The organism is Streptomyces sp. NRRL B-3229, from assembly GCF_000719505.1.
Lineage (GTDB): Bacteria > Actinomycetota > Actinomycetes > Streptomycetales > Streptomycetaceae > Streptomyces > Streptomyces griseorubiginosus.
On sequence record NZ_JOGP01000020.1, the window covers coordinates 1 to 21,841 of the forward strand.

At 71.6% G+C, this 21,841-nt stretch carries 19 protein-coding genes; 6 read left to right on the forward strand and 13 right to left on the reverse strand.

Annotated features, from left to right (window positions below; genetic code table 11):
* Positions 1-534: 534 nt before the first annotated feature.
* Positions 535-1,563, forward strand: coding sequence for a tryptophan--tRNA ligase (trpS, locus tag IF54_RS0128565; protein ID WP_030323797.1), 1,029 nt, complete (start codon positions 535-537; stop codon positions 1,561-1,563).
* 78 nt (positions 1,564-1,641) lie between these two features.
* On the opposite strand, the gene proC is transcribed toward trpS, so the two are convergent.
* The 7 genes from proC to IF54_RS0128600 form a co-directional block, all read right to left on the reverse strand.
* The gene (proC, locus tag IF54_RS0128570) at positions 1,642-2,454 is read right to left on the reverse strand and encodes a pyrroline-5-carboxylate reductase (protein ID WP_020141111.1); all 813 of its coding nucleotides are present in this window, start codon (positions 2,452-2,454) and stop codon (positions 1,642-1,644) included.
* Positions 2,455-2,556: 102 nt separating this feature from the next.
* Complete coding sequence (locus IF54_RS0128575) at positions 2,557-3,348, reverse strand: ABC transporter permease (RefSeq protein WP_030323798.1); 792 nt, start codon at positions 3,346-3,348, stop codon at positions 2,557-2,559.
* Positions 3,345-4,169 carry an ABC transporter ATP-binding protein gene (locus IF54_RS0128580; protein ID WP_030323799.1) on the reverse strand — a complete coding sequence of 275 codons (825 nt, stop codon included), beginning with the start codon at positions 4,167-4,169 and terminating at the stop codon, positions 3,345-3,347. The genes IF54_RS0128575 and IF54_RS0128580 overlap by 4 nt, the downstream gene beginning before the upstream one ends.
* A 299-nt stretch (positions 4,170-4,468) precedes the next feature.
* Complete coding sequence (locus tag IF54_RS0128585; RefSeq protein ID WP_030323801.1) at positions 4,469-5,248, reverse strand: class I SAM-dependent methyltransferase; 780 nt, start codon at positions 5,246-5,248, stop codon at positions 4,469-4,471.
* Positions 5,249-5,561: 313 nt separating this feature from the next.
* Positions 5,562-6,071: a membrane protein gene (locus IF54_RS0128590; protein ID WP_030323804.1), complete on the reverse strand. Its 510-nt coding sequence runs from the start codon at positions 6,069-6,071 to the stop codon at positions 5,562-5,564.
* Between the two features lie 54 nt (positions 6,072-6,125).
* Complete coding sequence (locus IF54_RS39835; RefSeq protein ID WP_078852134.1) at positions 6,126-6,353, reverse strand: hypothetical protein; 228 nt, start codon at positions 6,351-6,353, stop codon at positions 6,126-6,128.
* Positions 6,354-6,373: 20 nt separating this feature from the next.
* Entirely contained in the window at positions 6,374-6,691 is a 318-nt protein-coding gene (locus tag IF54_RS0128600) for an SH3 domain-containing protein (protein ID WP_030323808.1), read from the reverse strand.
* Positions 6,692-6,873: 182 nt separating this feature from the next.
* On the opposite strand from IF54_RS0128600, the gene IF54_RS0128605 reads away from it, so the two are divergent.
* Positions 6,874-8,970: a serine/threonine-protein kinase gene (locus IF54_RS0128605; RefSeq protein WP_030323810.1), complete on the forward strand. Its 2,097-nt coding sequence runs from the start codon at positions 6,874-6,876 to the stop codon at positions 8,968-8,970.
* A gap of 82 nt (positions 8,971-9,052) precedes the next feature.
* Here the strand turns inward: IF54_RS0128605 and ilvD are convergent, their stop codons facing one another.
* From ilvD to IF54_RS0128625, 4 genes are all read right to left on the reverse strand, one after another.
* Positions 9,053-10,906 carry a dihydroxy-acid dehydratase gene (gene ilvD, locus IF54_RS0128610; protein WP_030323812.1) on the reverse strand — a complete coding sequence of 618 codons (1,854 nt, stop codon included), beginning with the start codon at positions 10,904-10,906 and terminating at the stop codon, positions 9,053-9,055.
* 137 nt (positions 10,907-11,043) lie between these two features.
* Positions 11,044-11,682, reverse strand: a complete 639-nt coding sequence (locus IF54_RS0128615; protein WP_051735570.1) for a TetR/AcrR family transcriptional regulator — start codon at positions 11,680-11,682, stop codon at positions 11,044-11,046.
* Positions 11,679-12,503 (reverse strand): sugar phosphate isomerase/epimerase family protein, encoded by an 825-nt coding sequence (locus IF54_RS0128620; RefSeq protein WP_030323816.1) that lies wholly within the window; start codon positions 12,501-12,503, stop codon positions 11,679-11,681. Before IF54_RS0128620 ends, IF54_RS0128615 begins: the two co-directional genes overlap by 4 nt.
* A 116-nt stretch (positions 12,504-12,619) precedes the next feature.
* A complete protein-coding gene (locus IF54_RS0128625) occupies positions 12,620-13,561 on the reverse strand; it encodes a Ppx/GppA phosphatase family protein (RefSeq protein ID WP_030323818.1) in 942 nt (313 codons plus the stop codon).
* A gap of 71 nt (positions 13,562-13,632) precedes the next feature.
* Here IF54_RS0128625 and IF54_RS0128630 point away from each other — a divergent pair, with 71 nt between their 5' ends.
* Positions 13,633-14,535 (forward strand): hypothetical protein, encoded by a 903-nt coding sequence (locus IF54_RS0128630; RefSeq protein WP_420790641.1) that lies wholly within the window; start codon positions 13,633-13,635, stop codon positions 14,533-14,535.
* A 343-nt stretch (positions 14,536-14,878) separates the two neighbouring features.
* On the opposite strand, the gene IF54_RS0128635 is transcribed toward IF54_RS0128630, so the two are convergent.
* Positions 14,879-16,582 carry a BACON domain-containing protein gene (locus tag IF54_RS0128635; RefSeq protein WP_030323822.1) on the reverse strand — a complete coding sequence of 568 codons (1,704 nt, stop codon included), beginning with the start codon at positions 16,580-16,582 and terminating at the stop codon, positions 14,879-14,881.
* Positions 16,583-16,831: 249 nt separating this feature from the next.
* Between IF54_RS0128635 and radA the strand changes: the two genes are divergently transcribed.
* Complete coding sequence (gene radA, locus IF54_RS0128640) at positions 16,832-18,241, forward strand: DNA repair protein RadA (protein ID WP_030323825.1); 1,410 nt, start codon at positions 16,832-16,834, stop codon at positions 18,239-18,241.
* 80 nt (positions 18,242-18,321) lie between these two features.
* Positions 18,322-19,446 carry a DNA integrity scanning diadenylate cyclase DisA gene (gene disA, locus IF54_RS0128645; protein WP_028810200.1) on the forward strand — a complete coding sequence of 375 codons (1,125 nt, stop codon included), beginning with the start codon at positions 18,322-18,324 and terminating at the stop codon, positions 19,444-19,446.
* Between the two features lie 96 nt (positions 19,447-19,542).
* Here disA and IF54_RS0128650 read toward each other — a convergent pair whose 3' ends face one another.
* Positions 19,543-20,400: a hypothetical protein gene (locus IF54_RS0128650; RefSeq protein WP_078852136.1), complete on the reverse strand. Its 858-nt coding sequence runs from the start codon at positions 20,398-20,400 to the stop codon at positions 19,543-19,545.
* A gap of 348 nt (positions 20,401-20,748) precedes the next feature.
* On the opposite strand from IF54_RS0128650, the gene IF54_RS0128655 reads away from it, so the two are divergent.
* The gene (locus tag IF54_RS0128655; RefSeq protein WP_030323830.1) at positions 20,749-21,756 is read left to right on the forward strand and encodes an A/G-specific adenine glycosylase; all 1,008 of its coding nucleotides are present in this window, start codon (positions 20,749-20,751) and stop codon (positions 21,754-21,756) included.
* Positions 21,757-21,841 lie beyond the last annotated feature (85 nt).

Below are 21,841 nucleotides of genomic sequence, written 5' to 3' on the forward strand. Positions count from 1 at the left end.
CGCGTTTCCCTTTCCGGCGGTTCCGACTCTATCAGATCCTTTCGGGCCTGATCCCCGGTCAGCGGGGCTTGTCTTCCCGGCTGTTGGGCCGTTCCGACGAGTGAGACTTTAGCGGATTCCCGGCTCCCGAGCTAATCGGGGGCCAGCGCCCTTTCGAACGCGGATTCCTCATTTCGCGAATACGCACGCCAATACGGCGACGGCAGACAGAGCGACTGTCGTCGTTATGTTGGCTGGTACTTGCGGAATGGCTGTCCGGGGACCGACCGGGGTCGGCGCTCACGTCGGACAACTCGGAGAACACTACGTACGGGGCTGGGCAGTGTCAACTCAGGTACGGAGCCGGGCTCGCAGGCGTACGCTGGCAGACATGACAACGCGTACGTGCACCCAGCAGTGGTGGGCCGCCTGACGGCGGCCGTAAGCACGTATGCACTCAACGGCCGCCTCCTCGGCGGCCGTTCGCGTATCTCCCTCCAGGGCTCCTGAGGGTCGGCCGGCCGGGGACGGCGGTCTCGACCAGGAGGTGGAGAGATGACGCGGGTCTTCAGCGGGGTCAAGCCGACGGGGCATCTGACGCTGGGGAACTACCTGGGAGCGATGCGGCAGTGGGCCACGGTCGATCAGCACCAGGCGGAGTCGCTGTTCTGCATCGTCGACCTGCACGCGCTCACCGTCGACCATGATCCGGCGCGAGTGCGTCGGCTGAGTCGACAGGCGGCGACGTTGTTGCTCGCGGCGGGGCTGGATCCCGAGCTGTGCACCGTGTTCGTACAGAGTCATGTGGACGAGCACGCGCGGTTGTCGTACGTGCTGGAGTGCGTCGCCACGGACGGCGAGATGCGGCGGATGATCCAGTACAAGGAGAAGGCCGCCCGGGAGCGGGCGCGGGGTGGGAGTGTGCGGCTGTCGCTGCTGACGTATCCCGTGCTGATGGCGGCGGACATCCTGGCGTACGGGGCCGACGAGGTGCCGGTCGGGGACGACCAGGCTCAGCATGTGGAGCTGACGCGGGATCTGGCGGTGCGGTTCAACCAGCGTTACGGCTACACGTTCGTGGTGCCTCGGGCGACCTCGCCGAAGGTGGGTGCGCGGGTCATGAACCTTCAGGAGCCGACGTCGAAGATGGGGAAGTCCGACGACTCGGGGCCGGGGATCGTCTATCTGCTCGACGAGCCGGAGGTCGTGCGGAAGAAGGTCATGCGGGCCGTGACCGACAGTGGGCGGGACGTCGTGTACGACCGGGAGGCCCGGCCGGGTCTGGCGAATCTGCTGGAGATCCTGGCGTCCTGCACGGGTGGGAACCCATCCGAGCTGAGCGGTGTATATGAGTCGTACGGCGCCTTGAAGAAGGACACCGCCGAGGCCGTGGTGGAGGTCTTGAGGCCCGTACAGGAGAGGCACAAGGAGTTGTGCGCGGATCCTGGCTATGTGGAGGGGGTGCTGCGGGATGGCGCGGAGAGGGCTCGGGCGATGGCGCGGCCGACCGTGGATGCCGCTTATCGCGCGATCGGGCTGCTGCCGGCGGCGAGTGATATCGCGGTGAGTGCGGCGGCCGGGTAGCCGTGCGGTCGGCGGTGCCTGTGTGCCGCCCCCGCGTGTGAGGGGGCGGCCGTGAGGGGGCGGCGGTGAGGCGGTCGGTCAGCTGTTGTTGCCGGAGGCCAGCTGGCGGCTGCGGTCGCGGGCGGCTTCGAGGGCGGCGATGAGGGCGGCTCGTACGCCGTGGTTCTCGAGTTCGCGGATGGCGTTGATGGTGGTGCCCGCGGGGGAGGTGACGTTCTCGCGGAGCTTCACCGGGTGCTCGCCGCTGTCGCGGAGCATCGTCGCGGCGCCGATGGCGGACTGGACGATCAGGTCGTGGGCCTTGTCGCGGGGCAGGCCGAGCAGGATGCCGGCGTCCGTCATGGCTTCGACCAGGTAGAAGAAGTAGGCCGGGCCGGAGCCGGAGAGGGCGGTGCAGGCGTCCTGCTGGGACTCGGGGACGCGGAGCGTCTTGCCGACGGCGCCGAAGATCTCCTCGGTGTGGGCGAGGTGGTCGGCGGTGGCGTGGGTGCCGGCGGAGATGACGGACATGGCCTCGTCGACCAGGGCGGGCGTGTTGGTCATGACGCGGACGACCGGGGTGCCGGTGGCGAGGCGCTCCTCGAAGAAGGAGGTGGGGATACCGGCGGCGCCGCTGATGATCAGGCGGTCGGCGGGGACATGCGGGGCGAGTTCGTCGAGGAGGGTGCCCATGTCCTGCGGTTTGACCGTGAGGATCAGGGTGTCGGCGGTCTTGGCGGCTTCCGGGTTGGTGACCGGGGTGACTCCGTAGCGCGCGTGGAGTTCTTCGGCCCGCTCCTGGCGGCGGGCGGTGACCAGGAGGTCGGCCGGGGCCCAGCCGGCGCGGATCATTCCGCTGAGCAGGGCTTCGCCGATCTTGCCGGTGCCGAGGACTGCGACTTTCTGGCTCATGCGGTTCAGTCTGGCACCGGGTCGAGGGGGACAGGGCCGGCTGTCCGGTGGGCGGGACGTGGCGGGCAGGTTGTGGACAGGCGGGTGCCACTCCGGTCGGCGCTAGGCGGTCCTGCGCCTGAGGGTCGCCGCTCCCAGGCACAGGACCAGGAGGGCGCAGCCGGTCACGATCAGCGCGTCTCGTACGAAGGTCGCCGTCATGTCGGTGTGCCTGAGGACCTCGTTCATGCCGTCGACGGCGTAGGACATCGGCAGGACGTCGGAGATGGCCTCCAGGACGGGGTGCATGGCGTCACGGGGAGTGAAGAGGCCGCAGAGGAGGAGCTGGGGGAAGATCACGGCCGGCATGAACTGGACGGCCTGGAACTCGGAGGCCGCGAAGGCCGAGACGAACAGGCCGAGGGCGGTGCCGAGCAGGGCGTCGAGGAGCGCGACGAGCAGCAGGAGCCAGGGGCTGCCGATGACGTCGAGGCCGAGGAACCAGAGGGCGAGGCCGGTGGCGAGGGCGGACTGGATGATCGCGAGGGCGCCGAAGGCGAGCGCGTAGCCGGCGATGAGGTCGCCTTTGCCCAGGGGCATGGCGAGGAGGCGTTCGAGGGTGCCGGAGGTGCGTTCACGCAGGGTGGCGATGGAGGTGACCAGGAACATCGTGATCAGCGGGAAGATCCCGAGGAGGGAGGCGCCGATGCTGTCGAAGGTGCGGGGGCTGCCGTCGAAGACGTAGCGCAGCAGGAGCAGCATCACGCAGGGGATCAGGATCAGCATCGCGATGGTGCGTGGGTCGTGGCGGAGTTGGCGCAGGACCCGGGCGGCGGTGGCGGCGGTGCGGGGGAGGCTGAGGGCGCTGGTGGGTGCGGGCGCGAGGTCGGCCCTGGGTGTGGTGGTCGTGGTCATCGCGTGTGCTCCTTGGTGCGGCTTGCCTCGACGGCCTGGTCGACCAGGTGGAGGAAGGCGGCCTCGACGGTGTCGGAGTTCGTTCGGGTGCGCAGTGCCTCGGGGGTGTCGTCGGCGAGGATCTCGCCCTGGCGCATGAGGAGGAGGCGGTGGCAGCGCTCGGCCTCGTCCATGACGTGGGAGGAGATGAGGAGGGTGGTGCCGCGGCGGGCGGTGATGTCGTGGAAGAGCTCCCAGAGGTCGCGGCGCAGGACGGGGTCGAGGCCGACGGTGGGTTCGTCGAGGACGAGGAGTTCGGGGGTGCCGAGGAGGGCGACGGCCAGGGAGACGCGGCTGCGCTGGCCGCCGGAGAGGTTGCCGGCGAGGGAGTCGGCGTGGGTGGTGAGGTCGACGTCGGTGATGGCCTGGGTGACGTCGGAGTGTCGGCGGTCGGCGGCGGCGCGGCCGGGGGCGAGGATCGCGGCGAAGTAGTCGAGGTTCTGGCGGACGGTGAGGTCGTCGTAGACGGAGGGGGCTTGGGTGACGTAGCCGATGCGGGTGCGGAGGGTGGGGTGGCCCGCGGGCCTGCCTAGAACGTCGAGGGTGCCGCTGACCTTGGCCTGGGTGCCGACGATGGAGCGCATCAGGGTGGATTTGCCGCAGCCGGAGGGGCCGAGAAGGCCGGTGATCTGGCCGCGGGGGACATCGAAGGCGAGGTCGTTCAGGACGGTTCGGGGTCCTCGGACGACGGTGAGGCCGTCGGCGTGGACGGCGGGTGTCTGCGGTGGGTGGTCCGGGTGGTCCAGGTGACCGGCGGAAGGACCGGACGCTTTATTCATCATACGATGAATAATGCTCTCGCGGACTCGGGCCCGTCAAGCGGCGTGCGTGGGGCGGCGCAGGCGCGGGCCACTGCAAAGGCCGCGTGGGACATCGCCATGCGCATGTGGAGACCGAGGACCGAGGGGAGGGGGAATCGTCGTACGGGTGCCGGGGCAGGCCACGTTCCTGTGGTTGCCGAAGCTGCGGGACGCGCCGGAGGTGTTGCCGCGGGACCCGGAGGTGCTGTTGGAGCTGGGTGCGCTCCGGCCTGTGGACCACGTGTGCGCGGCGGCTCTGGAGGGGGAGCCGCCGCGCAGAGTCAGGCGGCTGTGGCGACCAGCAGTTCGACGTCGTAGGTCTCCTCCACGGTGCCGTCCGGGAAGACCTCCTGGAGGATCCGCCGCTCCTCGGTGAGGAAGACGCCGGTGTGTTGCTCACCGGCCACCAGGAAGATCGAGTGGCTGGCGATGTTGGCGAGGTGGGCGTCCAGGGGCAGGCGGCGGCTCCAGCGGACCACGCGGTGGGCGAAGTCGAGTCGGCCGGTGGGGTCGGCCAGGAGGGAGCGGGGTCGGGTGTCCTTCATCTCTGCGGCCGGCTTGGCGCCGTGGTCCTTGAAGTGCTCGGTGATCCGGTCGGCCTGGCCGGCGATCCACGGGATGTCGAGGGCGTGGGTGTTCCACCACAGCACCAGGGACCCGCCGGGGCGCAGCACCCGCAGGGCTTCCGGCACCGCGCGGGCGGTGTCGGTCCAGTGCCAGGACTGGGCGTAGGTCAGGAAGTCGACGGAGTCCGTGAGGAGGGGGAGGTCGTTGCCGTCGCCCCGGACGATCGGCAGGTCGGGGTGGACGCGGCGGAACTGCTCGGCCATGCCGTCCCCGGGTTCGACCGCGAGGACCTCGGCGCCGCGGTCGTGGAGCAGCGCGGTCGCTATGCCGGTGCCGGCACCGACATCCGCAACCCGGGCCCCGGCGAGGGTCCGGCCGGAGAGCTCCTCGATCGCGTCGAAGAGGGCGGGCGGGTAGGAGGGGCGGTGGGCGGCGTACTGGGCCGCGGCGGCGTTGAAGGAGTGGGCCCGGCTGGTGTGGGAGGAGGCGGTCATGAGGCCATGGTGACCGGGGTGCGGGTCGGGAGAGGGTGAGTTTTCGGTGAGACATGGGAGGGCGAGGGCGGCTGGGTGGAGCTCGCCCGCGGCGCCGGGGTTTCCGAGGACGGTACGGCTCCCTGCGCGGCGGGGCGGGGCGGGAGTTGGGACGCCGGTACGACTCCCCCGGACGGCAAGCTCAAGGACCCGCACGGCGTTGCGACTCCCCCGGCGGACAAGCTCAAGGACCCCCACGCTGTTGCGACTCCCCCGGCGGACAAGCTCAAAGGCCCCAACGCCAGTACAGCTCAGTCGCTGTCTGCTCAGCGGGTCAGCGGGGGCGCTTCTTCTTTGAGGGGTTTCCGGTGCGGCGGGTGCTGCGCTTCTCGTGTTGGCGGCGGGCCGACTCGTACTCCTGGCGGTGCAGTTTCTCGCCCGGCGCCTCGGTGAGGGAGCGGAGGAAGTAGGCCAGGAGGGATCCCACGAACCCGATGGCGAGGAGCCCGCGGAGGGAGGCCTGGCGGTCGGGGTCGGGGCGGCGGCCGAAGCCGTCCCAGGTGTTGCGGAAGGCGAGCGCGCTGCAAATGGCGAACATCGCGATGACGAGGACGGTCACGAAGCTGCCGGTGTCCGCGATCTGGAGGCCCTCGTAGGCGAAGCGGAGGATCAGGCAGGAGGCGACGGCGGCGGCGAGCGAACCCGCGGCCACGCCGGCGCGGCGGAGGGCGTAGCCGTTGTCGTGATCCACCCAGGTCGTGCCGAAGAAACGGATCGGCTCGGGGCGGGGGCCGCCCTCGGGGGAGCCCGCGGGGATGTCCTGGGTGCCGGATTCGTCGCTCACGGGACGATTATGGCTCCGGGCGGTGTCCGGGACGGGGGCGGGCTCCCTTCGGGGTCAGCCGCAGCGGGAGGCGATGTAGCCGTCGCTGCCGGTGTTGACGTTAGTGCCGGAGACGAACTCGCCGTTGGCGATGTTGTCCCAGATGTTCGACGTGCCGTAGTAGCCGGTCACCGTCTCGCCCGGGGTCTGGCAGCAGATCGCCACCTTCGCGCCCTCGGAAGCACCTGGACGATGCCGTACTGGGCCCGCCAGCGCGACGGATCTGCGTTTCAGGGATGTCATGGGCATTCCCCCGGTGAGGCTCAGGAGCAGCGGTCGGCTACGTAGCCGTCGCTGCCGGTGAGTACGTAGGCGTCGGAGACGTACTGGCCGTTGCTGACGTTGTCCCAGATGTTGCTCGTGCCGTAGGGGCCCGTCACCGAGGTGCCCGGGGTCTGGCAGTAGATCGGCACCTTGGAGCCTTCGGGCAGCACCCGCACGACGCTGTAGCCCGTGCCGGGACCGCTGCGGACGTTGAGCCGGACTCCGGGTGCGACCGAGTAGTAGCGAACGGCCGCCGTCGCCGTCCGGGCCTCGGCCGTCTCCACTCCACCGGCCTCTTCGACGTGCTCAACAGACATGCGATTCCTCCCCCGTTGGTCCCCATGACTGCCATGGGGTCCCGTTGATTCCCCTGAATCGCGCCATGAAACACATGTGCGCAACTCGCACGCGGACACTAGCAAGCCGCCTCTGTCCCGTACGAGACATCGACTAGGCTCCGTGCGTCGCGCGCGCGGACGATCAGCACGGGGGTGGTTCCATGGCGCCACAGGGCAGCACCGGAGCGGGCGCGGAAGCGGAACTTCCCGAGTACGCCGGTCACTACCGGCTGGAGTCACGCCTCGGGTCCGGCGGGATGGGTGTCGTGCATGTCGCGCAGAGCACCTCGGGAATGAAGCTCGCGGTGAAGATCGTCCATGCCGAGTTCGCCAAGGACGACGAGTTCAGGGGGCGCTTCCGGCAGGAGGTGGCCGCGGCCCGGAAGGTGAGCGGGGCGTTCACCGCGTCCGTCGTCGACGCCGACCCCGATGCCGAACGGCCCTGGATGGCCACCCTGTTCATCCCCGGTCCGACGCTCTCCGACGAGGTGAAGCGGAACGGCCCCATGGAGCCCGCCCAGTTGCGGCGGCTGATGGCGGGGCTGGCCGAGGCGCTGCGGGACATCCACCGGGTCGGAGTGGTCCACCGGGATCTCAAGCCCAGCAACGTGCTGCTCGCCGAGGACGGGCCGAAGGTCATCGACTTCGGCATTTCCCGGCCAAAGGACAGCGAACTGCGGACCGAGACGGGCAAGTTGATCGGGACCCCGCCGTTCATGGCGCCCGAGCAGTTCCGGCGGCCGAGGGAGGTCGGGCCCGCCGCGGACATCTTCGCGCTGGGTTCGGTCATGGTGCACGCGGCGACCGGGCGGGGGCCGTTCGACTCCGACAGTCCGTACGTCGTCGCCTACCAGGTCGTGCACGACGAGCCTGATCTGACCGGCGTACCGGCGAATCTCGCGCCGCTCATCGTGCGGTGTCTCGCCAAGGAGCCCGAGGACCGGCCGACTCCGGACGAGTTGATGCGGGAGCTGCGGTCGGTGGCGGCCTCGTACGACACGCAGGCCTTCATACCGGCGCAGCGCGCGGAGGGGTTGTCCGAACCCCGTCCGAACAAGCAGACGGTACGGCCCAGGAAACGCCGCCCTTCGGGAAAGGCGGCCCTTGTCGCCACCGCGGTCGTGCTCGTCCTGGCGGGTGTCGCGGCCTCCGTCAAGTGGCTCGGCGACAGTGCCGGCGCCGTGGCCAAGAGCGGTGACAAGCCCACGGCCACCGCCTCCACGTTCGCCGGCTGGGCGAGGAATCCGGTACCGAAGGCCGCGGGTACGGCGCAGTGCTCGTACGGTGCCACGCAGGTGCTCTGTGCGCGGCAGGGTGTGGTCTTCGCCCTGGATCCGGCCGATGGCGCCCTGCTGTGGCGGCACTCCGTCGCCGAGTCGAAGCCGGGCAAACCGCCGGCCGTCGTAGGCGGTCTGGTGCAGCCCATGGTCGACGAGGGGCGGCGCCTCGAAGCGCTCGACCCCGCCTCGGGCAAAGCCCGCTGGCGGCGCACCCTGCCCGCGCACCATGCCATGCAGCTCGCGGGAGGAACGCTCCTGCTGACGCTCCTCGACGGCACGGTCACCGGTGTGGACGCCGCGACGGGCGACACCAGGTGGAGCCGGCGGGTACCGGAGCAGCCCATGCCGACCTTCGCCTCGTTCGCCGGGGACCCGCTGGCGTACGCCACGAACCTGTCAGCCGATGCCTCGACCACACAGGTCACCGCGGTGGACCCGGCCACAGGAGCCGTGCGCTGGGAGGCGCGGCTCAGCGGAAACGTGACACCGGTGGGCGTGCACGACGGGTCCGTCTTCTTCCTCTCCACGAACGAGGTGTACGGCGACACGGACGCCGTCGTGCGCTACAACCCGGCGACCAAGTCCACGCGCCGGGTGAAGCTCCCGGTGGCACGGCCCGACGCCCAGGCCACCGTGCACGGGAACACGGTCTACGTGCTGGCGACGAGCGGCGCACTGGACGCCGTCGACACGGAGACCGGCAAGCGGCTCTGGAACCTCGAGACCTCCGTGAGCCGCGGTTCCGTACCGGTTGCCGACGGCCGCCACGTGTACTTCACCACGGCCGACGGACGGCTGTTCGCCGTCGAGACCGACAACGGCCGGCTCGTCGGCCAGACCCCCGCGCGCCTCGGCTCCAACTCCGGCACGGTGGCCGCCGCGCTCCCCCGCCCCGTCCTCGCCGACCACCACCTCTACGCCACCGCCCCCGACGGCACCGTGTTCGCCGTGGACGCTGGGGACCCGTCGGCCTGGTGACGCGCCAGGCCGTGCGAAAGGGCCGCCCCCGGAGGGACGACCCTGTGCGCGAAGGGTGTCAGCCGAGCTTCGACACAGCGTGTCAGCCCAGCTTCGACACGTCCCGCACCGCGCCCTTGTCCGCGCTCGTGGCCATCGCCGCGTAGGCGCGCAGGGCCGCCGAGACCTTGCGCTCGCGGTTCTTCGGGGCGTAGACGCCGCCGAGAGCCGCGTCGCGGCGGGCCAGCTCCTCGTCGTCGACCAGGAGCTCGATCGTGCGGGCCGGGATGTCGATGCGGATGCGGTCGCCGTCCTCGACGAGGGCGATGGTGCCGCCGGCCGCGGCCTCCGGGGAGGCGTGGCCGATGGAGAGGCCGGACGTGCCGCCGGAGAAGCGGCCGTCGGTGACCAGGGCGCAGGCCTTGCCGAGGCCGCGGCCCTTCAGGTACGAGGTCGGGTAGAGCATCTCCTGCATGCCGGGGCCGCCCTTGGGGCCCTCGTAGCGGATGACGACGACGTCGCCCTCCTTGATCTCCTTCAGCAGGATCTTCTGGACGGCCTCCTCCTGCGACTCGCAGACGACCGCGGGGCCCTCGAAGCGCCAGATCGACTCGTCCACGCCGGCCGTCTTCACGACACAGCCGTCGACCGCGAGGTTGCCCTTGAGGACCGCGAGGCCGCCGTCCTTGGAGTAGGCGTGCTCGGCCGAGCGGATGCAGCCCTCGGCCGCGTCCTCGTCCAGCGCCTCCCAGCGCTCGGACTGCGAGAAGGCCTCCGCGGAACGGACACAGCCCGGGGCCGCGTGCCACAGCTCGACGGCCTTCGGGGACGGGGAGCCGCCGCGGACGTCCCAGGTCTTCAGCCAGTCCGCGAGGGAGGGGCTGTGGACGGAGTGCACGTCCTCGTTGAGCAGGCCCGCGCGGTGCAGTTCGCCGAGGAGGGCCGGGATGCCGCCGGCGCGGTGCACGTCCTCCATGTAGTACGTGCGGTTCTTCGCCACGTTCGGGGCGACCTTCGCGAGGCAGGGGACCCGGCGCGAGACCTCGTTGATCTCCTCCAGGCCGAAGGGCACTCCCGCCTCCTGGGCCGCGGCCAGCAGGTGCAGGATCGTGTTGGTGGAGCCGCCCATCGCGATGTCGAGCGCCATGGCGTTCTCGAACGCCGCGAAGGTGGCGACGTTGCGCGGCAGGACCGTCTCGTCGTCCTGCTCGTAGTAGCGCCGGGTGATGTCCATGACGGTGTTGGCCGCGTCGACGTACAGCTGCTTGCGGGCCGTGTGCGTGGCGAGGACCGAGCCGTTGCCGGGCAGGGAGAGGCCGATGGCCTCGGTCAGGCAGTTCATCGAGTTGGCGGTGAACATGCCGGAACAGCTGCCGCAGGTCGGACAGGCGTTCTCCTCGATACGGAGGATGTCCTCGTCGGAGATCTTGTCGTTGACGGCGTCGGAGATCGCGTCGACCAGGTCGAGCGTGCGGACCGTGCCGTCGACGAGGGTCGCGCGGCCGGACTCCATCGGGCCGCCGGAGACGAAGACGGTGGGGATGTTCAGTCGCAGGGCCGCGTTGAGCATGCCCGGGGTGATCTTGTCGCAGTTGGAGATGCAGATCAGGGCATCGGCGCAGTGGGCCTCGACCATGTACTCCACCGAGTCCGCGATCAGGTCGCGGGAGGGGAGGCTGTAGAGCATGCCGCCGTGGCCCATCGCGATGCCGTCGTCGACCGCGATGGTGTTGAACTCGCGCGGGATGCCGCCGGCCTCGACGATCGCCTCGGAGACGATCCGGCCGACCGGCTGGAGGTGGGTGTGGCCCGGCACGAACTCCGTGAAGGAGTTGGCGACCGCGATGATCGGCTTGCGGCCGATGTCCGCACCGGGTACACCGGAGGCGCGCATAAGGGCGCGGGCGCCCGCCATGTTGCGGCCGTGGGTGACTGTGCGGGACCTCAGCTCGGGCATCGTCGCTCGCTCCTTCAGAGACGTTCGTCAGAGTCGTCAGAGACGGTCTCAAGAGATTTCTGACTGCTACCGAGCGTACGCCGGTCATCCAGGGGTCGGGACAGGGTGTCCGGAATGCGGGACGGGAGTCTCGGGAATCACGCTCCCGTCAGATGCCCCTGCACCACCGGCGCCACCCGCGCGATGATCTGCTCCGGGTCCGCCGAGGCCAGCGGCTCCACCTTGATCACGTACCGGAGCATCGCCGTCCCGATGAGCTGCGCGGCGGCGAGTTCGGCGCGGAGCTCCGCGTCCGGCGCGTCGACCTGGGCCGCGATGCGGCGCAGCAGCTGGGAGGCGACCAGTCGGCGGAAGACGGCGGCCGCGGTCTCGTTGTTGACGGCGGAGCGGACGATCGCCAGCAGCGGGGTGCGGGTGGTCGGGTTCTCCCAGACGCCGAAGATGAAGCGGGTCAGCCGCTCGCCGACATCGTCCAGCGGCCCTTCCGCGACCGTGTCCGACGCGTTGAGGGCGGGCGCGAAGGCGACCTCGATCGAGGCCGCGAACACCTGCTCCTTGGTACCGAAGTAGTGGTGGACCAGCGCCGAGTCGACCCCGGCGGCCTTGGCGATCCCGCGCACCGAGGTCTTCTCGTAGCCCCGTTCGGAGAACTCCTCGCGGGCCGCGGCCAGGATCCGGTCGCGGGTGCCGGCCGCGTCCGAGTCCGTACGACGGGGTCGGCCGCGCTTCCGGGCCGTGCCGTCGCTCACGGCCGGGGCGCCCTCCGGGCCGCTCATCGCCGCGGCACCTTCACCGGCGAGGCGAGGTGGAGGCGGGTGAAGGCGAGGGCCTCGGCGAGGTCGGCCTCACGTTCGGCGCCGGACATCGCGCGGCGGGTGTTGACCTCGATGACGACATGGCCGTCGAAGCCGCTCAGCGCGAGGCGTTCCAGCAGCTCGGCGCAGGGCTGGCTGCCGCGGCCCGGGACCAGGTGCTCGTCCTTCGCGGAGCCCTTGCCGTCGGCGAGGTGGACGTGGCCGAGCCGGTCCCCCATCCGGTCGACCATCTGCATCGCGTCGGTCCGGGAGGTCGCCGCGTGGCTGAGGTCGATCGTGAAGTGCCGGTAGTCGTCCTTGGTGACGTCCCAGTCGGGGGCGTAGGCGAGCATCTCGCGGTCGCGGTAGCGCCAGGGGTACATGTTCTCGACGGCGAACCGTACGTCCGTCTCGTTCGCCATGCGCCAGATGCCGTCGACGAAGTCCCGGGCGTACTGGCGCTGCCAACGGAACGGCGGATGCACGACGACGGTGCTCGCGCCGAGCTTCTCCGCGGCGGCCCGGGCGCGCTGGAGCTTGACCCAGGGGTCCGTCGACCACACCCGCTGCGTGATGAGCAGACAGGGCGCGTGCACGGCGAGGATCGGTATGCCGTGGTAGTCGGAAAGGCGGCGCAGGGCCTCGATGTCCTGGCTGACCGGGTCGGTCCACACCATGACCTCTACGCCGTCGTAGCCGAGGCGTGCGGCGATCTCGAAGGCCGTCGCCGTCGACTCCGGGTAGACGGAGGCCGTCGAGAGGGCGACCTTCGCATCCGGGATCCGTACGACTGGTTCTGCCACGTCGGTCAGCCTACGGCGTCCGCCGGGGTGGGACGGGACGCCTATTCGCCGTTGTGGTGTTTGCCACGGAGGCGTGCACGGCGCCCTCGTGGTCGCTCGCGCCGGACCCGCGCCCCCTAAAGGCCCTGGGCCGACCCCATGTGGTCAAGTCGGCGCAGAATGACGCCTTCCCTGAGCGCCCAGGGGCATATGTCCACCGTTTCCACACCGAACAGGTCCATCGCCCCCTCGGCCACCAGCGCCCCCGCCAGGAGCTGGTTCGCCCTGCCCTCCGAGACGCCCGGCAGCTCCGCCCGCTGGTCCGTCGTCATGCCGGCCAGCCTCGGGACCCAGGCCTCCAGGGACTCCCGCTTCAGCTCGCGCTGGACGTAGAGGCCCTCGGCCGAGCGGGCCGCGCCGGCCAGGCGGGCCAGCTGCTTGAAGGTCTTGGACGTGGCGACGACGTGGTCGGGGGCGCCGAAGCGGGCGAACTCGCCGACCGTACGGGCGATCTGGGCGCGCACGTGCCGTCGCAGGGTCCGGATGGCGTCCGGGTCCGGGGGGTCGCCGGGGAGCCAGCCCGCGGTGAGGCGGCCAGCGCCGAGCGGCAGGGAGACGGCGGCGTCCGGTTCCTCGTCGATGCCGTAGGCGATCTCCAGGGAGCCGCCGCCGATGTCGAGGACCAGGAGCTTGCCCGCCGACCAGCCGAACCAGCGGCGGGCGGCGAGGAAGGTGAGGCGGGCCTCCTCGGCGCCGGAGAGCACCTGGAGTTCGACGCCGGTCTCGGCCCGCACGCGCGCGAGGACGTCGTCGGCGTTGCTCGCCTCGCGGACCGCGGAGGTGGCGAACGGGAGCAGGTCCTCGACGCCCTTGTCCTCGGCGGCCTGGAGCGCCTCCTTCACGACCGAGACGAGTTTCTCGACGCCCTCGGGGCCGATCGCACCGGCCTCGTCGAGGAGTTGGGCAAGGCGCAGCTCCGCCTTGTGCGAGTGCGCGGGCAGGGGGCGCGCACCGGGGTGTGCATCCACCACCAGCAGGTGCACCGTGTTCGATCCCACGTCGAGGACACCGAGTCTCATGTAGGGAACGCTACTGCCAGCTGGGCGTTCGACTGTCTCCGGAGGGGCTTCCGGCGACTTACCCTGGACGCGTGCCAAAGACGAAAAAGGTGAAGGACGACAAAGCGGCCACAACTGCCGACGGTTCTTCGCCGGTGAAGCCGGTAGCGCCGGCGGGGCGGTCGAAGCCGGCGAAGCTGTCGAAGAAGGCCAGGCAGGCTCTGGCGGCCGACGAGAAGGGACTCGACTTCGCGCGCGCGTGGGTGGAGTTCCCGGATCCGGCGGACGACGAGCAGGTCTTCCGCTGCGATCTGACATGGCTGACCTCTCGTTGGAACTGCATCTTCGGCAGCGGCTGCCAGGGCATCCAGGCGGGGCGCGCGGACGACGGGTGCTGCACGCTGGGTGCCCACTTCTCCGACGAGGACGACGAGAAGCGGGTCGCCGAGCATGTGGCGCGACTCACTCCGGACATCTGGCAGCACCACGACGAGGGCACGGCGAACGGCTGGGTCTCGGAGGACGAGGACGGCGACCGCCAGACCCGCCCCTTCCAGGGCTCCTGCATCTTCCAGAACCGGCCGGGCTTCGCGGGCGGCCAGGGCTGCTCGCTGCACATCCTGGCGCTGCGGGAGGGCCGGGAGCCGCTGGAGACCAAGCCGGACGTCTGCTGGCAGCTGCCGGTGCGGCGGACGTACGACTGGATCGACCGGCCCGACGACACCCGGGTGCTCCAGGTGTCGATCGGCGAGTACGACCGGCGCGGCTGGGGCCCGGGCGGCCATGACCTGCACTGGTGGTGCACCTCGGCGACCTCGGCCCACGGCGCGGGCGACCCGGTCTACGTGTCCTACCGGCCCGAGCTGATCGAGCTGATGGGCAAGGCGGGCTACGACCGTCTCGTCGAGCTGTGCGAGGAGCGCCTGGCGTCGCAGCTGCCGCTGCTGGCACCGCATCCGGCGGATCCCGCGGGTCCGACGAGTCCGGCGGTCTGAAGGGCCGGGGAGCCGGTGAGTCCCGCGGGTCCGGCGGTCTGAAGGGCCAGGGGGCCGGTGAGTCCCGCGGGTCCGGCGGTCTGAAGGACCAGGGGGCCGGTGAGTCCCGCGGGTCCGGCGGGCCGAGGGGCGGCCTCCGCCCGGCCGGGCCTGCCGGTCCGGCGCCGGGCACCGCGGGCGGCTCGGCGACCGCTCCGCGCCGGACATGCCCACCCGGCCGCCCAGTGACGACGGATGTGCCCACGTCGCCGTTCCCACCCAGCCGCCGCACGACGAGGAACATGCCCACGTCGCTGCCCCCATGCGGCCGCCGCACGACGGCCGATATGCCCACCCCGCCGCCCTACGACGTCGAAGGGCTCGGGTCGCCGTCCTCGCTGGGCGGTGGGGTCGAGTCCGGCGGGGACGGCTGGGACGGGTCGGTGGACGCGGTGGGCGTCGGGTCCGGTGACGGCGGGGGCTCGCTGCCGGTCGGCGGGGACGTGGGGTCGGTGGGGCTCGGGTCCGGGTCGGACGAGCCCGGGGGATCGCTCGGCGGCGTGGGGCGCGGTCCGGGGCCGGTCGGGGTGGGCGCGGTGCCGTAGCCGTGGATGGTGACGACGGCGCCGGCCGGTGAGATCGCCACGCGCGCGCTCCAGGGGCCGGACGGCTCGCGCAGATGGTCGACGTGCACCTTGATCGTCAACGACTGGCCGGGTTTCAGGGTTCCCGAGGAGTGGCTGAGGTAGAGCCAGGAGGCGCCGGTGGTGGCCGACCAGCGGACCGGGGCGGCGCCGTTCGCGGTGAGGGTGACCAGGGTGGTGTCGCCGTCGTTGTCGGCGGCCACCTCCAGCTGTCCGGCGCCCTTCCTGCCGGCGCCGGTGACGCTCACGACCTCCACGGAGACGTCGGGGCGGCCGTCCTTGGTGAAGCGGGGGCCGGGTTTCACGGACGCGTTGCCCGCGTTCTGGTAGCCGCCGCTCGCGCTCTCGCCGTCCAGGCTGCCGGGGCCGTGCGCCTCGCTGGCGCTGGCGGAGTGACCGTCGGCGCCCTCGCCGGGGCCTCCCCGGTACGCGGCCCACAGGGCGAGCACGGGCGCGGCGACCACGGTCGCGACGACGGTCGTGGTGACGGCACGCGCGCGCAGGCGGTCGCGGCGGGCGGCGCGGTCCTTGGGGTCCATCGGAAAGCCGCGCCGGTCGAAACGGGGCACGCCGGCACCACGCGCGCGTGCAGGGTGCGCGAGCGCCATGTGCAGGGCCGCGCGCGGGGCCTCGAGGACGGGCAGTTCGGCGGGCGTGGTCATGGCGCCGGGCCAGCGGCCGGGGATCGCGCGTTCGGCGCTGCGGCGGCAGCGTGGGCAGTCGTCGACATGGCGGACGAGTTCACGGCGCAGGGCGGAGCTGAGCACGAACTGGTTGTCGCCGGTGAGCCGGGCCACGCTCGGGCAGTCGCCGGTCTCGACGACGGCGAGGGCCGCGCGGGTGCGCTCGACCTCGCAGGCGGCGGAGGCCAGCAGTTCGCGGGCGCCGGCAAGGTCCATGCCGAGGACGGCGGCGACCTCGTGGGCGGCGAGGTGGTGCCGCACGGCGAGTTCGAGCGCCTCGCGCTGCTCGGGGGTGGTGCCGGCCGCCTCCGGCCAGGCCAGCTGGGCGAGTTCGCGGCGCCGCTCCGCCAGGACGTCCTCGGCGACCGGGGTTTCGGCGGCCTTCGTGGAGGCTCCGTGGCGCCCGGCCGCGTGGGTGGCCTGACGTTTCTGCTTGGCCTCGGCCAGCTTGCGCAGACAGGCCCAGCGGGCCAGCGCGTACAGCCAGGCCCGGCGGTCGCCGGCCGCGTCGGGGCCGCCGCGCTTCTCGGCGAGCGCGAGGACGTCGCCGAGGGCGGCGGTCGCCGCGTCGTGTTCGCACAGCACCGACAGGCAGTAGGTGAACAGGCCGTCCAGGTACGGCTCGTAGCGCCCGGGCGGCCGCTGCGCCAGCGTGCGCGCGGCACCGCGGTCGCGCTCCTCCCGTTGCGCCCGGTGTGCGCCGGTGGTGCGGGTCGAGGTCTCCGGAGTGCTGCTCATCATCCGTGGACCGTAGGGCGCGAAAGATGGCCCCTTCCTGCACCTTGAGGAGTTTTACTCCGTACGGGTGAAACGATCCCTCAATAGGGGACAGGAACCTCGGATTCCATGGCTCGTTCCCGGCGTGACATGGCCGGTTCCCGTACCGGGAGGCCGGTCGGGCGGCGCGGAGTGCTCGTGCCGCCGGTGGCGCGGACCGTGTTGTCAGTGGCGGCGGACCACGTTGTCAGTGGCGGCGGTTACGGTTCGTGCATGGCCACCCGTACGAAGTCCGCCAAGGAGCGTCCGTCCTATCGCTGCACCGAGTGCGGCTGGCAGACGGCCAAATGGCTCGGCCGCTGCCCCGAGTGCCAGGCCTGGGGCACGATCGAGGAGTACGGCGCGCCCGCGGTCCGTACGACGACACCCGGCCGGGTCACCACCTCCGCCGTGCCCATCGGCCAGGTGGACGGCCGTCAGGCCACCGCCCGCTCCACCGGTGTGCCCGAGCTGGACCGGGTGCTCGGCGGCGGCCTGGTGCCCGGCGCCGTGGTGCTGCTCGCGGGCGAGCCCGGCGTCGGCAAGTCCACGCTGCTGCTGGACGTGGCGGCCAAGTCGGCGAGCGACGAGCACCGCACGCTCTATGTGACCGGCGAGGAGTCCGCGAGCCAGGTCCGGCTGCGCGCCGACCGCATCGGCGCGATCGACGACCACCTGTATCTCGCCGCCGAGACCGACCTGTCCGCGGTCCTCGGGCATCTGGACGCGGTGAAGCCGTCGCTGCTGATCCTCGACTCGGTGCAGACCGTGGCCTCGCCGGAGATCGACGGCGCCCCCGGTGGCATGGCCCAGGTGCGTGAGGTGGCCGGGGCGCTGATCCGGGCCTCCAAGGAGCGCGGGATGTCCACCCTCCTGGTGGGCCATGTCACCAAGGACGGCGCGATCGCCGGACCGCGGCTCCTCGAACACCTCGTGGACGTGGTCCTGAGCTTCGAGGGCGACCGGCACGCGCGCCTCCGGCTCGTACGGGGCGTCAAGAACCGCTACGGCGCCACCGACGAGGTCGGCTGCTTCGAGCTGCACGACGAGGGCATCACGGGCCTCACCGACCCAAGCGGACTTTTCCTGACACGTCGTGACGAACCGGTCCCCGGCACCTGTCTCACCGTCACCCTGGAGGGCCGCCGCCCCCTGGTGGCCGAAGTGCAGGCGCTCACCGTCGACTCGCAGATCCCCTCCCCCCGGCGCACCACCTCCGGGCTGGAGACCTCCCGGGTCTCGATGATGCTCGCCGTCCTGGAGCAGCGCGGCCGGATCAGCGCGCTCGGCAAGCGGGACATCTACTCGGCCACGGTCGGCGGGGTAAAGCTTTCGGAACCCGCCGCCGACCTGGCGGTCGCTCTCGCCCTGGCCTCCGCGGCCAGCGACACCCCGCTGCCCAAGAACCTCGTCGCGATCGGCGAAGTGGGCCTCGCGGGCGAGGTCAGACGGGTCACCGGCGTCCAGCGCAGGCTCTCCGAGGCACACCGTCTGGGCTTCACGCACGCACTCGTACCGGTCGATCCGGGCAAGGTCCCGCCCGGCATGAAGGTCCTGGAAGTCGCGGACATAGGGGACGCCCTGAGGGTCCTTCCGCGCTCGCGTCGGCGAGAGGCCCCACAGGACGCGGAGGACCGCCGGTAGACTTTGCCCTGGTCTCGCCCGTCCGTACGAACCGAATGTGCGACACGGGAGCGCCCCAGACCCGCGACCGGAGGAGAGCAGTGGCAGCCAACGACCGGGCAGCAGCTCCCGGAAAGTCCGGTGGGAGTGCCGGTTCCGATGGCCTGATGCGCGCCTCCCTGAGCGCCGTGGCCCCCGGCACCGCCCTGCGCGACGGCCTCGAGCGGGTGCTGCGCGGCAACACCGGCGGCCTCATCGTGCTCGGCTTCGACAAGACGGTCGAGACGATGTGCACGGGCGGTTTCGTCCTGGACGTCGAGTTCGCCGCCACGCGCCTGCGTGAGCTGTGCAAGCTGGACGGCGGGATCGTGCTCTCGTCGGACCTGTCGAAGATCCTGCGGGCCGGTGTGCAGTTCGTGCCGGACGCCACGATCCCGACGGAGGAGACCGGCACCCGGCACCGCACCGCGGACCGGGTGAGCAAGCAGGTCGGCTTCCCGGTGGTCTCCGTCTCCCAGTCGATGCGCCTGATCGCCCTGTACGTGGACGGCCAGCGCCGGGTCCTGGAGGACTCGGCGGCGATCCTGTCCCGCGCGAACCAGGCGCTGGCGACCCTGGAGCGCTACAAGCTGCGCCTGGACGAGGTCGCCGGCACCCTCTCCGCGCTGGAGATCGAGGACCTGGTGACGGTCCGGGACGTCTCGGCGGTGGCCCAGCGCCTGGAGATGGTCCGCCGTATCGCCACCGAGATCGCCGAGTACGTCGTCGAACTCGGCACCGACGGCCGCCTCCTGGCCCTCCAGCTCGACGAGCTGATCGCGGGCGTGGAGCCGGAACGCGAACTGGTCGTGCGGGACTACGTCCCCGAGCCCACCGCGAAGCGCTCCCGCACGGTCGACGAGGCCCTGTACGAACTGAACGTGCTGTCCCACGCGGAGCTCCTCGAACTCACCACCGTGGCCCGCGCCCTCGGCTACACCGGCTCCCCCGAGTCCCTGGACTCGGCGGTCTCCCCCCGCGGCTTCCGTCTGCTGGCCAAGGTCCCCCGCCTGCCCGGCGCGATCATCGACCGCCTGGTGGAGCACTTCGGCGGCCTCCAGAAGCTCCTCGCGGCCAGCGTGGACGACCTTCAGACGGTCGACGGAGTGGGCGAGGCCAGGGCGCGGAGCGTCCGCGAGGGCCTGTCGCGGCTCGCGGAGAGCTCGATCCTGGAGCGGTACGTCTAGGCACGCTCTTCGCCGACCAGGCGTGCCGCGCGCCACACGCGGCACGCCTCACGCCGTACGCCGTGCAGGAGACTCCCCGCGGGATTCCGGGGGGTCTCAGTCGTTCTCCAGCACGAACGAGGCCTGAACGGTGGGATATCCGGGCTTCTTCACCTCGACCAGGTACGTCCCGGCGCCCGCGGAACCGGCCGGAGGGGTCGCGCACTGCGGGGCGCTCGGCTTGCGGTCCCACTTCACGGTGTAGGTGATGCTGCTGCCCGCGGGCGCCCGGAAGACGAGGTTGCCCGCGGTCTTCGGGCAGTCGGCGGACGACCAGTACGTGTCGTCCGAGTCGGCCTGAGTGATCGTCAGCACCGCGTTCTTCGGGCCCAGATCGACCTTGCAGTCGCCGCCGGAGGAGTTGGTCGCGGTGAGCAGCAGCGTGGGCGTCTGACCGGGCTCGTAGGCGTTGCGCTGGCTGCGGACGCTCAACTTCAGCGATCCAGTGGTGCAGTTGGGGAGTCCCGACCCGGCCGGGAGGGTGTCGCCCTGGCCCACGCCGGAGCCCACGGCACCGCCCCCGGAGGCTCCCGCGCCGTCCGTACCACCGGAACCGCCGGCGTCGGAGCCACCCGCGCCGCCGGAGCCCCCGTTGCCCACGTCGGAGCCGTCACCAGCGCCGCCGCCGCTTCCCGCACCGCCGGAAGTGTCTCCGCCGGTCGTCGACTCGTCGCGGCCGCCCGGGGCTTGACTGATCGCGGGCCCGGAGCCGGACGGTCCGGGGCTGATCGTCGAGGGGGTGGGATTCTTGCCGTTGGACCCGTCGGCGCCGTTCTTGTCACCCCCACCGCCGCCGAAGCTGACGATCCACGCGATCAGCAGCGCCAGCACGGCGAGGACGGACAGCATGACGGCCCTCCGTCGCCAGTAGATGGAGGAGGGAAGCGGCCCGACCGGATTGCGCAGAGATCCCACGGCGCAAACTGTACGAGAGATCAGTGGGTTCGCCGCTCTCACCCGCCGCCCCACGCCACAACTTTTCCGGATCATCATTCCGGCAACTCCCGTTCCAGGGGCGGCTTTCGCCAGGCGTGACACGTTTCGACGGCGGAGTGTGACCGAACGGGCCTCCTGCCTACGGTGCGTGACCGCACAGGTCCCCCCGGGCGGGTGACGACCCGGGGTCGGGACGTGGACGGACGGCGTGTTCGCGATCGTGTTCCTTGCACCTCTGGCCACGGCTGCTCCCCTGTACCGGATCCGTCCGACCCGGCCCCGCAGAACACCCGTCCGCCCGCTCCGGCATGGCAGGATCGGAAGGCCATGACTGCGCCCACGAAGCCCTCGCCCAGCCGCCCCGCCGCCGACAACACCGGCCCTGCTCCCGCCGACGAGACCGCCACCCCTCCCGCCGACACCGCCGGAACCCCTCTCGCCGACACCGCAGGCACTCCTCGCGGAGAGGACCTGCACGCCCCCGTCATCGACTGGTTCGACGAGCACGCCCGGGATCTGCCCTGGCGGCGCCCGGAGGCCGGCCCCTGGGGTGTGATGGTCAGCGAGTTCATGCTCCAGCAGACGCCGGTGAGCCGGGTGCTGCCCGTCTACGAGCAGTGGCTGGCCCGCTGGCCACGCCCCGCCGACCTGGCCCAGGAGGCACCCGGCGAGGCCGTGCGCGCCTGGGGGCGGCTCGGCTATCCGCGCCGGGCGCTGCGGCTGCACGGTGCCGCGGTCGCCATAACGGAGCGGCACGGCGGGGACGTGCCGACGGACCACGCGCAGCTGCTGGCACTGCCCGGGATCGGCGAGTACACGGCCGCCGCCGTCGCCTCCTTCGCGTACGGGCAGCGGCACGCGGTGCTGGACACCAATGTGCGGCGGGTGTTCGCCCGGGCGGTGACCGGCGTGCAGTACCCGCCGAACGCGACCACCGCCGCCGAGCGCAAGCTCGCCCGCGCGCTGCTGCCGCAGGACGAGGCCACGGCCGCCCGCTGGGCCGCCGCATCCATGGAGCTGGGCGCGCTCGTGTGCACGGCCAAGAACGAGACCTGTGGGCGCTGCCCCATCGCCGCGCAGTGCGCCTGGCGGCTCGGGGGCAAGCCCGCGCACGACGGGCCGGCACGGCGCGGGCAGACGTACGCCGGTACCGACCGCCAGGTGCGTGGCAAGCTGCTCGCCGTGCTGCGGGAGGCCCACGCGCCTGTCCCGCAGGCGGTCCTCGACCGGGTCTGGCACGAGCCGGTGCAGCGGGCACGGGCGCTGGACGGACTGGTCGCCGATGGGCTCGTTGAGCCCCTCGCGGGTGGTTTGTATCGGCTGCCGTTGACATAGACGACGACGGAAGAACCGACATAGCGGTGTGAACCGGCGCAATCAACCGCGCCGGTTTACCCCTTTTCGGCTTCCGTTACACAAC